The 14116-nt window shown below is 49.1% G+C and carries 15 protein-coding genes; all 15 read left to right on the forward strand.

The window, feature by feature from the left end:
* The gene (rbfA, locus tag H525_RS0101025; RefSeq protein WP_027414646.1) at positions 1–360 is read left to right on the forward strand and encodes a 30S ribosome-binding factor RbfA; all 360 of its coding nucleotides are present in this window, start codon (positions 1–3) and stop codon (positions 358–360) included.
* Positions 360–1352: a DHH family phosphoesterase gene (locus H525_RS0101030; protein ID WP_027414647.1), complete on the forward strand. Its 993-nt coding sequence runs from the start codon at positions 360–362 to the stop codon at positions 1350–1352. The genes rbfA and H525_RS0101030 overlap by 1 nt, the downstream gene beginning before the upstream one ends.
* The gene (truB, locus tag H525_RS0101035) at positions 1349–2269 is read left to right on the forward strand and encodes a tRNA pseudouridine(55) synthase TruB (RefSeq protein ID WP_027414648.1); all 921 of its coding nucleotides are present in this window, start codon (positions 1349–1351) and stop codon (positions 2267–2269) included. The genes H525_RS0101030 and truB overlap by 4 nt, the downstream gene beginning before the upstream one ends.
* A 23-nt stretch (positions 2270–2292) precedes the next feature.
* A complete protein-coding gene (locus H525_RS0101040; protein ID WP_027414649.1) occupies positions 2293–3237 on the forward strand; it encodes a bifunctional riboflavin kinase/FAD synthetase in 945 nt (314 codons plus the stop codon).
* Positions 3238–3373: 136 nt separating this feature from the next.
* Positions 3374–3643: a 30S ribosomal protein S15 gene (rpsO, locus tag H525_RS0101045; protein WP_027414650.1), complete on the forward strand. Its 270-nt coding sequence runs from the start codon at positions 3374–3376 to the stop codon at positions 3641–3643.
* Positions 3644–3794: 151 nt separating this feature from the next.
* Positions 3795–5897, forward strand: coding sequence for a polyribonucleotide nucleotidyltransferase (locus H525_RS0101050; RefSeq protein WP_027414651.1), 2103 nt, complete (start codon positions 3795–3797; stop codon positions 5895–5897).
* A gap of 117 nt (positions 5898–6014) precedes the next feature.
* Entirely contained in the window at positions 6015–6959 is a 945-nt protein-coding gene (locus tag H525_RS0101055; protein WP_027414652.1) for a polysaccharide deacetylase family protein, read from the forward strand.
* Positions 6960–7027: 68 nt separating this feature from the next.
* Positions 7028–8290 carry a M16 family metallopeptidase gene (locus H525_RS0101060; RefSeq protein WP_027414653.1) on the forward strand — a complete coding sequence of 421 codons (1263 nt, stop codon included), beginning with the start codon at positions 7028–7030 and terminating at the stop codon, positions 8288–8290.
* A complete protein-coding gene (gene dut, locus H525_RS0101065; RefSeq protein WP_027414654.1) occupies positions 8277–8726 on the forward strand; it encodes a dUTP diphosphatase in 450 nt (149 codons plus the stop codon). Before H525_RS0101060 ends, dut begins: the two co-directional genes overlap by 14 nt.
* A 131-nt stretch (positions 8727–8857) precedes the next feature.
* Positions 8858–9106 (forward strand): YlmC/YmxH family sporulation protein, encoded by a 249-nt coding sequence (locus tag H525_RS0101070; RefSeq protein WP_027414655.1) that lies wholly within the window; start codon positions 8858–8860, stop codon positions 9104–9106.
* A gap of 163 nt (positions 9107–9269) precedes the next feature.
* Entirely contained in the window at positions 9270–10169 is a 900-nt protein-coding gene (gene dpsA, locus H525_RS0101075; RefSeq protein ID WP_027414656.1) for a dipicolinate synthase subunit DpsA, read from the forward strand.
* A complete protein-coding gene (locus H525_RS0101080) occupies positions 10166–10765 on the forward strand; it encodes a dipicolinate synthase subunit B (protein WP_027414657.1) in 600 nt (199 codons plus the stop codon). Before dpsA ends, H525_RS0101080 begins: the two co-directional genes overlap by 4 nt.
* A 95-nt stretch (positions 10766–10860) precedes the next feature.
* A complete protein-coding gene (locus tag H525_RS0101085; protein WP_027414658.1) occupies positions 10861–11913 on the forward strand; it encodes an aspartate-semialdehyde dehydrogenase in 1053 nt (350 codons plus the stop codon).
* Between the two features lie 7 nt (positions 11914–11920).
* Positions 11921–13147: an aspartate kinase gene (gene dapG, locus H525_RS0101090; protein ID WP_027414659.1), complete on the forward strand. Its 1227-nt coding sequence runs from the start codon at positions 11921–11923 to the stop codon at positions 13145–13147.
* Between the two features lie 11 nt (positions 13148–13158).
* Positions 13159–14028, forward strand: coding sequence for a 4-hydroxy-tetrahydrodipicolinate synthase (gene dapA, locus H525_RS0101095; RefSeq protein ID WP_027414660.1), 870 nt, complete (start codon positions 13159–13161; stop codon positions 14026–14028).
* Positions 14029–14116: the final 88 nt, after the last annotated feature.

Below are 14116 nucleotides of genomic sequence, written 5' to 3' on the forward strand. Positions count from 1 at the left end.
ATGGGCAATGTCCGCACAAATCGCGTAGGCGAGGAAATCAAAAAGGAATTAAGCCAGATTATTCAGCGCGAGTTGAAAGATCCCCGCATTGGTTTCGTAACCGTAACAGGTGTAGAGGTTTCCGGTGACCTGTCTCAGGCAAAGGTGTTTATCAGTATTTTTGGCGATGAAGAAAAGCAGAGCGGCACGCTAAAAGCGCTGGAAAAAGCCAAGGGTTTTATGAGAACCGAGATTGGCCGGCGGGTCCGCTTGCGCCACACGCCGGATTTGCTGTTTAAAGTGGACGAATCCGTCGAATACGGCAACCGCATTGAAACCCTGCTGACCAAAATCCATCAGGAAGAAGGGGAAGACGAGTAATGTCGGATTTTACCGTTTCCCTGCAGGCTGCAGAACGCTTTATAAAAGAAAATGACCGCTTTTTGGTGGTCAACCACGTTAACCCGGATGGGGATGCGACCGGTTCACTGCTTGCAATGGGCTGGCTTCTCCGCCAGCTTGGCAAGCAGGTGACGCTTGTCAATGAGGGCCCCACCCCGGAGAAGTTTATGTTTTTGCCGGGCGCTTCAGACATTCTTGATGCCAGCAAGGCAGATGTGCAAAAGCATGATGTCGTTATCACTTGTGATTGTGCGGATAAGGCTCGAGTCGGACAGATTGCCGATTGGTTTGCGGAAGGCTGCCAACTGCTGAACATCGATCACCATCCGACGAATGACGGATACGGCACTGTTAATCTCGTGCGCAGCGAGGCAGCCGCCACAGCGGAAGTGCTGTATGATTTCATCCAAGCAATGAAACTGCCGGTTAGCAAAGAAACAGCGGTTTGCCTCTATACAGGGCTTCTGACCGACACCGGGGGCTTCCGCTATTCGAACACAACTTCTCATGTGATGGGCATCGCGTCCAGTTTGCTCTCAACGGGTGTTGAGCCGGGAAAAGTGGCCGAACGAGTGCTGGAGACGATAACAAAACCGTATCTCGCCCTGCTGACCAGAGTGCTGCCCACTATTGAATTTTCGGAAAGTGGCCAGGTTGCCTCGATGGCGGTTAGCCTGAGTGATATGCTGGAAACGGGGGCCGCGGATGAGGATACCGAAGGACTGGTGAATTACGGCCGGAATGTCGAAGGGGTTGAAGTAGGCATCCTATATAAGCAGAAGGCGGAGAACCAGGTTAAAGTCAGTTTGCGCTCGCGGGAACGCGTCGACGTATCCGCCGTTGCCAAATCGCTGGGCGGCGGCGGCCATGTACGGGCCGCAGGCTGTACGATCCACGGAACCATCGAGGAGGCAAAAAGAATTCTTTCACAAAAGCTGCGGGAAGCGTTTCAGAAGGGCGAAAAGTCATGAGCGAACTGTCCGGAATCCTGCCTCTCTTTAAACCGGAAGGTATGACTTCCCATGATTGTGTTATGAAGATTCGCCGACTGGCCGGCACGAGAAAAGTTGGACATACCGGTACGCTCGATCCCGACGTAACCGGTGTCCTTCCTATTTGTATCGGAAAGGCGACCAAAGTCGCGGATTATTTGCACGATGAACCTAAAACATACCGGGCCGAACTAACGATTGGAATCGCGACCGATACGGAGGATGCAGGCGGCCAAATCCTCGAAACGAAAGAAAAGCAGGATGATCTGACCGAGGCGGAACTTCGCTACGTGTTCGAACGCTTTACGGGTGCAATCACCCAGGTTCCACCGATGTATTCGGCAGTCAAAGTAAACGGGAAGCGGCTCCATGAATTGGCGCGTGAAGGAAAAATAGTGGAACGCCAGCCGCGCCAGGTGATGATTTATGGAATCAACCCGGAAGAAATTAGGTTGGACAAACCATATCCGACCGTACATTTCACCGTTTCCTGTTCAAAAGGAACCTATATTCGCACGCTGTGTGCAGACATTGGTCGTGAGCTTGGCTACCCTGCGCACATGTCTTATCTTCAGCGAATAAAAAGCGGCCCTTTCACTCTGGAACAATGCGTGACATTGCAGACAGTGGCGAAAGCCGCAGAAGAAAATACATTACATACGCTTCTCTATCCCCTCGATCGGGCGCTCATCCAATACCCTGCCGTGCATGTTCCTCAGGGCAGGGTCCAGGCTATTTTAAACGGCCTCAGCCAGCGTCACGTAAACCCGGGGGATTGGGAAAAAGGCGATAAACTGCGCTTATATGCGCCGGACGGTACGTTTCTTGCGCTGCACGCCGTTGTGGAAACAGATAGAGATACAGGGGTAGAATCAAAGCCTGTCAAGGTGTTTTAGTTTCAGTTAGAGGGGGAGACAATATGGAAATTCAGCGCATTGTTTATCCTTTGGCTTCGGATTTTCACGGGGGAGAATGCGTGCTTGCTATGGGATATTTTGACGGTGTTCATATCGGCCACAGGCGTGTCATACAGCAGGCGATCGATTGCGCCCGTTCTTTAGGAGTGCCGGCGGCTGTTATGACATTCGATCCACACCCGCGGGAAGTGCTCGGACAGAGCGGTTATACGCAGTATCTGACACCGCTTGAGGAAAAATTGAAGCAGCTGGATAAAATGGGCGTCGATATGGCCTATGTCGTAAATTTCGATATTTCGTTTGCCGCCATCTATCCCGAAGACTTTATTGATGAATTTTTGATGCGGTTACATCCAAAACACATTGTGGTAGGTTTTGATTATACGTTTGGACATAAAGGGGCGGGAACTGCGTTTACTCTCCAGGAGCATGCACGTGGACGCTATCAGCTCGATGTTATTTCTCCGATTAATCGTTTCGGTGAAAAAGTGAGCAGCACCCTGATTCGTGAGTATTTATACAGCGGAAAAATCAAGGAAGCCAATCAGTTTCTCGGCCGCCCCTACCGGGTGAGCGGATTCGTTGGGCACGGAGAGAAACGAGGACGCACAATCGGGTTTCCCACGGCGAATATTGACCTGGCCGCACCCTATATCATACCGAAAAACGGCGTATACGGCGTGCGTGTCTGGTATGATGGCCGTGCGTACAACGGTGTGATGAATGTTGGAATCAAGCCTACGTTTGAAAACGAGCGCAAGTTTAAAACGCTTGAGGTCTTTATTTTAGATTTTATGGGTGATTTGTACGGCAAACAGCTAGATGTTGAATTTTTGTTCTTTATCCGTGAAGAGCAGAAGTTCTCCGGGGTAGAAGCGCTCATTTCCCGGATTCAACAGGATGTCGATGTCGCCAGCGCTGCATTTGCTGCGGGTTCCCGCCAGTAAAATCCGTTCGTTTTCCTTTACTCGGCCCATAGGGTATGGTATACTGTCTTCTGTAAGTTTAATGAACCGTAGCTTGGAATACCGATTCACCAACGGTTTTCTAGGGTACAGGGGATTACATGAGGAGGTGAACAGGATGGCTTTGACACAAGAACGCAAGCAACAACTCATTGAAGAATACCGTACACACGAGTCCGATACCGGATCACCGGAAGTACAGATTGCTATCCTTACGGAAAAAATCAATTATTTAAATGACCACTTGCGTACGCACAAGAAAGACCACCATTCCCGTCGCGGGCTTCTGAAAATGGTTGGTCAGCGCCGTAACTTGCTTGCTTATCTTAAAGATAACGATGTAGCCCGTTACCGTGAATTAATCAACAGATTAGGCTTGCGCCGATAGTTTATGTTTTAAAAAAAGCGGGGATTCCCCGCTTTTTTCATGTTCGTTCATATTAACAACATTTTCTTTTATTTCTAAGCTTTGCAGGAAATACTAGAATGATGACGAAGTATCATTTGTTAAGTCACAGAGAGGAGGCACCATTTCTTTTATGGATGCAAAAGTATTTGAATTTGATTTTGCAGGACGGAAAATGTCTATCGAATACGGAAAACTGGCCAAACAGGCAAACGGTTCTGTGCTGGTCCGTTACGGAGATTCGGTCGTATTAAGCGTGGTAACGGCTTCGAAAAACCCTTCTCCACTGGATTTCTTTCCACTTACTGTAAATTACGAAGAGCGGCTTTACGCGGTTGGAAAAATCCCGGGAGGATTTATCAAACGGGAAGGTCGCCCGAGCGAAAAAGCGATCCTCGCAAGCCGCCTGATTGATCGCCCGATTCGCCCGCTTTTCCCTGAAGGCTTCCGCAATGAAGTACAGGTTGTTAATACGGTCATGTCTGTTGACCAGGACTGTTCGACAGAAATAGCAGCGATGATCGGTACATCAGCAGCGCTCTCCATTTCTGACATTCCTTTTAACGGCCCGATCGCGGGGGTAATTGTCGGAAGAGTGGACGGGGAACTTGTGATCAATCCGACCGTTGAACAAATGGAAAAAAGCGATATTAACCTGACGGTAGCCGGTACATATGACGCGATCAACATGGTTGAAGCAGGGGCAAAAGAAGTATCGGAAGAAGTCATGTTGGAAGCGCTCATGAAAGGCCATGACGAAATCCGTAAAGTAGTGAAACAAATTGCCGCCATAGCGGAAGAAATAGGCAAGGAAAAAGTGGAAGTCGATCTTCACCAAGTGGATGAAACGATCGAACAGGCTGTGCGTGATTTTGCCGCTGAGCGGCTCATTAAAGCCGTACGCATTGAAGAAAAGCAGGCACGTTACGATGCCATCGACGAGATTAATGAAGAAACGCTCGCGCATTTTGCGGAAATCTATCCGGATGATGCGAAAGCGATTAGCGAAGTTCTCCACACGATCGTTAAAGACGAAGTACGCCGCTTAATCACGGTTGACAAAGTCCGTCCGGACGGCCGCGCGCTCGACGAGATTCGCCCGGTTAGCTGCGAAGTCGGTGTCCTTCCGCGTGCACACGGTTCCGGTCTTTTCACGCGCGGGCAAACTCAGGTTCTCAGCGTTTGTACGCTCGGCGCGCTTGGGGACGTACAAATCCTTGATGGACTGGGGCTTGAAGAGTCAAAGCGTTTCATGCACCATTACAACTTCCCGCCATACAGTGTAGGGGAAGCAAGACCACTGCGTCCGCCAGGCCGGCGCGAAATCGGCCACGGTGCATTAGGAGAGCGTGCGCTTGAACCGATTATTCCTGATGAGGACACATTCCCATACACGATCCGTCTTGTGTCAGAAGTCTTAGAGTCGAACGGGTCAAGCTCACAGGGCAGCATTTGCGGAAGCACCATGGCGCTCATGCAGGCAGGTGTACCCATTAAGGCGCCGGTAGCCGGTATTGCGATGGGACTTGTTAAAGATGGTGAAGATTACACCATTCTAACGGACATTCAGGGGATGGAAGATCATCTGGGTGATATGGACTTTAAAGTAGCAGGTACCCGTGATGGTATTACGGCACTGCAGATGGATATTAAAATCGAAGGCATTAATCGCCAGATTCTTGAAGAAGCGTTAACCCAGGCGCGTGCAGGGCGGCTTTTCATCCTTGGTAAAATGGAGGAAGCCATCAGCGAGCCAAACAAGGAGTTGTCTCCATTCGCACCGAAAATTACTACGATGCGGATTAATCCGGACAAAATTCGGGATGTGATTGGACCGAGCGGCCGTATCATTAATAAAATTATTGAAGAAACGGGCGTTAAGATCGATATTGAGCAGGACGGCCGCGTTTACATTGCGTCGGTGGACAGTCAAATGAACGAAAAAGCGAAGAAAATTATCGAAGATATCGTACGTGAAGTGGAAGTGGGACAAATCTACCTCGGTACGGTCAAACGAATCGAAAAATTTGGCGCGTTCGTTGAAATTTTCTCCGGCAAGGATGGGCTCGTGCATATCTCCCAGCTTGCGGAAGATCGGGTGGGCAAGGTAGAAGACGTAGTAAAAATAGGGGATCAGCTTCTTGTTAAAGTAACAGAAATTGATAACCAGGGACGCATCAATCTTTCTCATAAGGCCGTTCTTAAGGAACAAAAGCAGCAGCAGGAACAAAAATAAACACCAAGATAGCGACGTCATTTTCATGACAGATAGTCGCTATTTTTTATTTTCGTGCATAGCTCCGGACCGGGGGGCATAAAGTGGTACAAACCTTATAAGGAGTGTTTTGTACCGATGAAACAGTTCGGCTTGGTAGCACTTGTCTGTGTAATTATATATACGATTGTTGATTCGAGGTCGGTTACGGAATACATCGCTTCCCGCAAGACGCGAATGGTTAGTACGAATACCATCAGCCAGTGGCAGAAAGAGATGAGTGAGGCTGGCAAAGCGAATATTCCGCCGGTTGACGCCAAAATAGACCCCATCTGGAAAGCCATCCCCGGCTATAACGGTTTAGTAATGGACGAACAGGCGACAGCAAGCAACATGCTGACAGCGGGCAAGTGGGATCCGCGCCTTATTGTATACAAAGAAGTGCCTCCACAGGTTCAGCTTGATCAATTGAAAACCGCCCCGATTTATCGCGGCAATCCGAATAAGCCGATGGTCTCCCTCATGATTAATGTCGCTTGGGGAAACGAGTATCTCCCTAGCATTCTGGATACGTTGAAGAAGGAAGGGGTGAAAGCCACCTTCTTTCTTGATGGAAGCTGGACGAATAAATATCCGGATGAAGCGAAGAAAATAGCGGAAGCCGGACATGAAATCGGAAGCCATGCCTACTCCCATCCGGATATGAGCAAACTTTCGCTGGTGCGGATAGAACAGGAGATTACGCGAACGAATGAAGCGATTCAGCAGGCTACAGGTGTCACGCCGACGCTGTTCGCTCCCCCGTCCGGCGATTTTGACGACCGGGTAGTGAAGGCAGCCGGCAGGTTTCGGCTGAAGACGATTCTCTGGACGGCAGACACCGTCGATTGGCGCAAGCCTACGCCGGACGTTTGGTTTCGCCAGGTTGCGCCCAAAGTTTCAAACGGCGTTCTCATCCTGATGCATCCGACGAAGCCAACAGCAGAAACACTGCCGCGTCTGATTGAATATATTAAAGGGAAAAAGCTCGCCATCGGCACCGTAAGTGAAACGCTTTCATCCAAACGGGTTTCTATTGAGTGAATCGCTCAAATTTGTTATAGTAAATATTTGTACGAACGTTTTTAATGCGCAATAGAGGAGGAACCTGAGTGATTGAAAAATACACCCTGAAAAATGGGGTGCGCGTTATCATCGAAAAAATTCCTACTGTCCGATCCGTTGCGTTAGGAATCTGGGTCGGCACCGGTTCAAAGTTTGAAAATAAGCCGATAAATGGAATTTCCCATTTTATAGAACATATGCTTTTTAAAGGTACAGATACACGATCGGCCAAGCAGATTGCCGAATCCTTCGATGAAATCGGCGGCCATGTCAACGCGTTTACATCAAAGGAGTATACGTGTTATTATGCACGTGTTCTGGATGAACATGCTCCGGTCGCGCTCGATATTCTTGCCGATATGTTTTTTCATTCAGTATTTGATGAGCAGGAACTTGAAAAAGAAAAGAATGTTATTATTGAAGAAATTAAAATGTATGATGATACACCGGATGATCTGGTGCACGACATGATCGCCGCCGCATCTTACCAGAAACATCCGCTTGGATACAGTATTTTAGGGACAGAGTCCGTATTAAACAATCTGACGAAAGATGATCTCACACGGTATATTGAAGGCAGATATACACCCCGGCAGACTGTTATCACCGCTGCGGGTAATGTGACCGATGACATGCTAAAGCAGATTACTGCATACTTTGCCGATTTTACGCGCACACCTGTTGAATTCGTTGAGGACGTTACACCTGAATTCACAGCCGGAACCCTGTGCAGGCAAAAGGATACGGAGCAGGCTCACCTTTGCTTGTCCTTTCCCGGCTATCCCGTAGGCGATAAAAACATCTATTCCCTTATTTTAATGAACAACATTTTGGGGGGCAGCATGAGCTCGCGTTTGTTCCAGGAAGTCCGGGAAGAAAGAGGGCTTGCCTATTCCGTGTTTTCTTACCACTCTTCCTTTAAAAACACCGGCGTTTTCACCCTGTATACCGGGACGGCGACAAAGCAACTGGAAGAGGTATATCACGTGATGATGAACACGGTGGCCCAACTGCGCGATAAAGGAATCACGCAGGAAGAGCTGAAAAAGGGTAAGGAACAGTTAAAAGGAAGCCTGATGCTAAGCCTGGAAAGCACAAGCAGCCGAATGAACCGGCTTGGCAAAAATGAATTGCTTCTCGGACGCCACCTGGGCCTCGATGAAGTCATTGAGGCTGTGGAAGGTGTTACCCTCCACAGTATAAAAGAAGTGATCGACTCTATTTTTCAGCACAAGATGGCGACTGCGCTGGTCAGCCCGCTTGATGCCATTCCAGATTATATGAGGAGCGATATTCTTGTCACACGTTAAGGTTGAAATTAAAGTCCTTCCGGGGAACGAAGATATTGGGATCCCCAAAAAAATGACAGACCTGGCAAGCGGCTTCGATTTATGCGCCGCCGTCAAGGAGCCTGTCACCCTCGCGCCTGGCGGGAGAGCGCTCATTCCGGCAGGATTTGCTCTGGCCATGCCGGAAAACCTCGAAGCCCAGGTGCGGCCGCGAAGTGGGCTGGCATATAAAAAAGGCATTACAACCTTGAATTCACCCGGCACAATTGATGCGGATTACCGCGGGGAAATTGGCGTTATTCTTATCAACCACGGGGAAGAATCCTTTACGGTGGAACGCGGCGACAGAGTGGCCCAGATTGTCTTTCAGTGGGTTCCACATATCCAGCTGACCGAAGTGAGAACCCTGACGGAAACCACGCGCGGGGAAGGCGGATTCGGCCATACGGGCGTATAAATTCCGTTATGCATCCGTGATAAATCCGTTATCAGCCAAAATGAAACGAGAAAGACTGGTACCCTTGGTGCTGGTCTTTTTTATTGGAAGGGAGAATAAAGCTAAAATAGGAAAAGAGGAGGGGGAATAACATGCGGTTCAGTGAGCTAGGCGGAAAAGAAATTATTGATTTGGACAACGGCGAACGGATGGGAACGGTAGGACAGTCTGATCTGGTAATTGACCCCGGCAGCGGGCAAATCAAATCTATGATTATTCCGATGGGAACCATTCTCGGACTTGGCCGTAAAAAAGAGGAAGTCATCATTCCGTGGAAATCGATTCGAAAAGTTGGCAGCGACATGATTATTATTGAAATGCAAGAAAAAAGTACAGTATAAAAGAAAACGATTTGGCTGGCGGGCAGCTGTCACCAGTGAAAGTGTCTCTGAATAATATGTGGGTGTAACGCAACGAATTCCGGGTAACCAGAACTGCTGCAGTCGTTTTAGTACTTTAACTGAACGCAGATTTGCAGTAAAATGATTTGAAAGGGGTTATCATATGCTAACGGGAATTCATGCTGCCTTCATTGGCGGAGACGCCCGCCAGCTTGAAGTCATTAAGAAATTCATTGAGCTTGATGCCACCGTAACCTTAATCGGGTTCGACAATTTAGAGAGCAGCTTCACAGGAGCAGTGAAACGGCCGCTCTCTTTTGACGTCTTACACGATGTAGATGCTTTAATTTTGCCTGTTGTCGGTTCGGATGAACAGGGGTATGTCGAAAGTATTTTTTGTTCCAAACCGATTCAACTACTGGAAAGCCATTTTGCTGCTTTGCCTTCAACCTGCTGCATTTATACAGGGATCGCCCGCAGCTTTCTTAAAAAACAAGCGGAAAACTACAGCATTGGCTTACAAGAGCTCATGAACCGTGATGATGTGGCAATTTATAATTCGGTTCCCACGGTGGAAGGCGCACTTATGATGGCCATTCAAAATACAGATATAACGATTCACAGTTCGGCGAGTGCCGTGCTCGGATTGGGTCGGGTCGGGTTATCGTTGGCCCGTACGCTCGCCGCTCTTGGCGCCCATGTACGGGTGGGCGCCAGAAATTCTGCGGATCTGGCGAGGATTTTTGAGATGGGATTAACCCCTTTTCCTATCGAGGAATTAAGCCAGCAGATCGATGATGTGGATATCATTTTTAACACGATTCCTGCTCAAATCATTACCGCTCGGATCATTGCGAACATGAAGCACAGTGCGCTTATCATTGACCTTGCATCCAAGCCAGGCGGTACGGATTTTCGCTATGCGGAAAAAAGAGGAATCAAGGCAATTCTCGCTCCTAGTTTACCCGGAATCGTTGCTCCGAAAACAGCGGGACAGATTATGGCTAACACTCTGTCGCGGCTTGTTTTTGAACATACGGAAAACAGGAGGGGAAAAAAGTGAATATACAGGGAAAAACAATCGGATTCGGGTTAACCGGATCCCACTGTACATTTGCCGAAGTGATGCCGGAAATTCAAAGGCTGGTCGATGCGGGAGCAGATGTAATCCCCGTTATTACACATACCGTTGCCAGTACGGATACACGTTTCGGCACATCTGACGATTGGCAGCAGCAGCTAAAGGACATTACAGGCCATCATATTATTACTTCCATTCCTGATGCTGAGCCGCTTGGCCCCACCAAGAAATTGGATGTAATGGTGATCGCCCCGTGTACCGGGACGTCTCTGAGCAAGCTTGCGAATGCTGTTACAGACAGCCCCGTCCTGATGGCCACGAAGGCGACGCTGCGCAACCTTCGTCCGGTTGTTCTGGCGGTTTCAACGAATGACGGACTCGGTCTGAATGCAGCCAATATTGCAAAACTGATGGCAACCAAAAATATTTACCTGGTCCCATACGGCCAGGATGCACCCGATAAAAAACCGAACTCTCTGGTTGCCCGCATGGAACTTATAAAGGAAACGTGCGAAGCGGCGCTCGAAGGAAAGCAACTTCAGCCTGTACTTGTCGAAAAATATCGATATATGCAGTAGATAGTTCTATAATATAAACAAACTGGCTAGAGCGAGGCGCAACGCCGGGGCTAGCCTGATAAGTTCTTTACAGTTACTTATGAGGAGTGGGGAAAATGGAGAATCAAACAGGATATCATGTAGCAGTTGTAGGAGCTACCGGCGCAGTAGGGGAACAAATGTTAAAGATGCTTGAACAGCGGCAATTCCCACTAAAATCTTTGAAAGTCCTGGCTTCTGCCCGTTCCGCCGGCCAGAAGGTCGCCTTTCGCGGGGAAGACATCACGGTGGAAGAAACTACACCGGAAGCGTTTGAAGGGGTTCAAATCGCCCTGTTCAGCGCCGGTGGAAGCGTCAGTAAGAAATTTGTCCCGGAAGCGATCAAACGGGGTGCTGTTTGTATAGATAATACGAGCGCCTACCGGATGGATCCGGAGGTGCCGCTTGTCGTTCCGGAGGTTAATCCGGATGCGATGAAACAACATAACGGTGTGATTGCCAATCCGAACTGTTCCACTATTCAGATGGTCGCGGCTCTTAAGCCGCTGCACGATAAATTTGGCATGGAGCGGATTATCGTTTCCACATACCAGGCGGTATCCGGCGCCGGGGCGAAAGCGATTGCGGAACTTGAAAACCAGTCGAGAGCAGCCCTGAACGGTGAAGAAGTGAAAAAGGAAGTGCTGCCGGTCAGTTCGCTGCCGAAGCATCACCAGATCGCATTTAATGCGATTCCGCAAATCGATGTGTTTCTCGATAATGGTTTTACGAATGAAGAAATGAAAATGATCCGTGAGACAAAGAAAATTTTTGGAAACGAAGATGTTGCGGTATCGGCGACATGTGTGCGAATTCCGGTCGTCAAAGGCCACTCTGAAGCCGTGTATGTGGAATTTGAAAAAGATTTTGAGCTTGCTGACGTCAGATCCCTTCTGGAAAACGCGCCAGGGGTTGTACTCGTCGACAATCCTGAAGAACAGGAATATCCGATGGCGCTGGACGCAGCAGATAAAATTGAAGTGTTCGTCGGGCGGCTGCGCCGTGACTTAGATCATCCACGCGGGCTCCATATGTGGGTTGTTTCAGATAACCTGCTAAAGGGTGCTGCCTGGAACGCTGTACAAATTGCCGAGGAGCTAGTCAAAAGCGGTTTAATTGAGGAGAAATAGAAGCAAGATGAAAATACTTGTGCAAAAATTTGGCGGCTCTTCTTTAACTACGGTTGAAAAAAGAGAACGCGCTATTCACCACATCCTGCGTGCACTTGAACAGGGATTTAGCGTGTGTGTTGTTGTGTCCGCAATGGGACGCAAAGGAGATCCATATGCGACAGACACCTTGCTGGATCTCATTAAAGAGAACGGCAACGCGTTGGAGGCTCGGGAAATGGATATGCTCCTGTCCTGCGGCGAATTGATTTCGGCCGCAACGCTTGCCAGCATGTTGAATGCCCGCGAACGAAAGGCGACTGTATTGACCGGGGGCCAGGCGGGTATTTTAACAAATGAAGATTATACAAACGCGCAAATTATTACGATCAATCCCCAGCGTATCATTCGTGAATTGGAACAGGGAAGAATCGCGATTGTTACTGGTTTTCAGGGGCGTACGCTGGAGTGGGATACCACCACGCTCGGGCGCGGCGGAAGCGATACGTCCGCCACAGCTCTGGGCGTCGCGCTCAAAGCGGAAATGGTGGATATCTTTACCGACGTAGAGGGAATTATGACGGCGGATCCGCGCATTGTCAAGGAAGCGCGTCCGCTTTCCAGCATTACGTATTCGGAAATATGCAATATGGCGTACCAGGGTGCGAAAGTGATCCATCCACGTGCCGTTGAAATCGCTATGCAGACGAATATTCCAATCCGTGTGCGCTCGACATTTTCTGATGATGAAGGAACACTGGTGACAAGCGTGGCCGAATTGGACCGGGTGGCCGGGGAAGTCAATGACCGCCTGATTACTGCGATTGCCCATGTTCCGAATGTTACCCAGATTAAAGTGCTGGCAAAAGAAGGCCAGTATGATCTGCAGATGAAAGTGTTTAAAGCGATGGCGGAAAACGGCATCAGCGTTGATTTTATCAACGTAAACATCATGGGCGTTGTTTATACGGTACGCAATGAACTAGCGGATAAGGCAATCGGAATCCTCCGTGAGATGGGATATGAACCGCACGTCACGCGCGATTGTGCAAAAGTATCTACGATCGGCGCCGGAATGGCGGGGGTTCCCGGTGTGATGGCACGCATTGTCGAGGCGCTTACGAAAGAAGAGATTCAAATACTTCAATCCGCCGATTCCCATACAACGATCTGGGCTCTTGTCAAAGAAGAGGATATGGTTCGGGCCGTACGCGCGCTGCATAAAACGTTTGACTTAGATAAGGTTCAATATTGAGGGGGAGAAACGTGAGTACTTTCGGACGACTATTAACGGCAATGGTTACACCATTTGATGATGAATTGCGCGTAGACAGAGATAAAACGGAAAAGCTTGTCGAGCATTTGATTGCGACCGGGACGACTGCACTTGTAGTGGGAGGGACGACCGGAGAATCGCCTACCTTGACCAGCCAGGAAAAAATCGGGTTGTTTCGGCTTGTGGTGGAGATCGTAAATGGCCGGATCCCCGTGATTGCGGGTACGGGCAGCAATAATACAGCGGCATCGGTTGAATTAACGCAAAAAGCAAACGAAACCGGAGTGGACGGCATTATGCTCGTCGTCCCCTATTACAATAAACCTTCCCAAGAAGGTTTGTACCGCCATTTTAAAGCGGCGGCATCAGCGACGGAACTGCCGGTCATGCTCTACAATATCCCCGGCCGTTCGGTCATCAACATGACCGTCGACACGGTGGTTCGGCTTGCAAACGATGTGAAGAATATCGTGGCCATCAAAGAAGCGAGCAGTGAAATTTCACAGATGTCGTTCATTATTGACAGAACACCGGATGACTTCGTTTTATATACCGGTGATGACAAAATGACGTTACCCTGCATGTCCATAGGCGGTGCAGGGGTCGTAAGCGTGGCGAGCCACGTAATCGGGAATGAAATGACCGAAATGATAAACGCCTTCCTTAGTGGGGATCTTGCTAAAGCAAGCCGTCTTCATCGCCAATGGCTCCCGGTATTTGAAGGGCTGTTTATGGCGCCAAGCCCTGCTCCTGTAAAAGCGGCGCTCGCCCTTAAGGGTATTGATACGGGCGGTGTGCGCCTCCCGCTTGTTGAACTGACGGAAGCCGAGCAGGAATTCGTAAAAGAACTATTTGCATAGCTGATTTGTTCAAATAATGCCGTTGAAAGCCGGAAAGAACGGCGAATGAAAAAGAGTGGTGCGCAGGTCACTGCTCTTTTTTTGATCC

The organism is Aneurinibacillus terranovensis DSM 18919 (assembly GCF_000430625.1).
In the GTDB taxonomy this organism is placed as follows: Bacteria; Bacillota; Bacilli; order Aneurinibacillales; family Aneurinibacillaceae; genus Aneurinibacillus_B; species Aneurinibacillus_B terranovensis.

Coding starts and splice junctions, on each gene's coding strand:
- dpsA (WP_027414656.1), top strand. CDS start 9,270: ATGCTAACGGGAATTCATGCTGCCTTCATTGGCGGAGACGCCCGCCAG.
- H525_RS0101055 (WP_027414652.1), top strand. CDS start 6,015: ATGAAACAGTTCGGCTTGGTAGCACTTGTCTGTGTAATTATATATACG.
- H525_RS0101050 (WP_027414651.1), top strand. CDS start 3,795: ATGGATGCAAAAGTATTTGAATTTGATTTTGCAGGACGGAAAATGTCT.
- H525_RS0101040 (WP_027414649.1), top strand. CDS start 2,293: ATGGAAATTCAGCGCATTGTTTATCCTTTGGCTTCGGATTTTCACGGG.
- rpsO (WP_027414650.1), top strand. CDS start 3,374: ATGGCTTTGACACAAGAACGCAAGCAACAACTCATTGAAGAATACCGT.
- dapG (WP_027414659.1), top strand. CDS start 11,921: ATGAAAATACTTGTGCAAAAATTTGGCGGCTCTTCTTTAACTACGGTT.
- rbfA (WP_027414646.1), top strand. CDS start 1: ATGGGCAATGTCCGCACAAATCGCGTAGGCGAGGAAATCAAAAAGGAA.
- H525_RS0101030 (WP_027414647.1), top strand. CDS start 360: ATGTCGGATTTTACCGTTTCCCTGCAGGCTGCAGAACGCTTTATAAAA.
- H525_RS0101070 (WP_027414655.1), top strand. CDS start 8,858: ATGCGGTTCAGTGAGCTAGGCGGAAAAGAAATTATTGATTTGGACAAC.
- truB (WP_027414648.1), top strand. CDS start 1,349: ATGAGCGAACTGTCCGGAATCCTGCCTCTCTTTAAACCGGAAGGTATG.
- H525_RS0101085 (WP_027414658.1), top strand. CDS start 10,861: ATGGAGAATCAAACAGGATATCATGTAGCAGTTGTAGGAGCTACCGGC.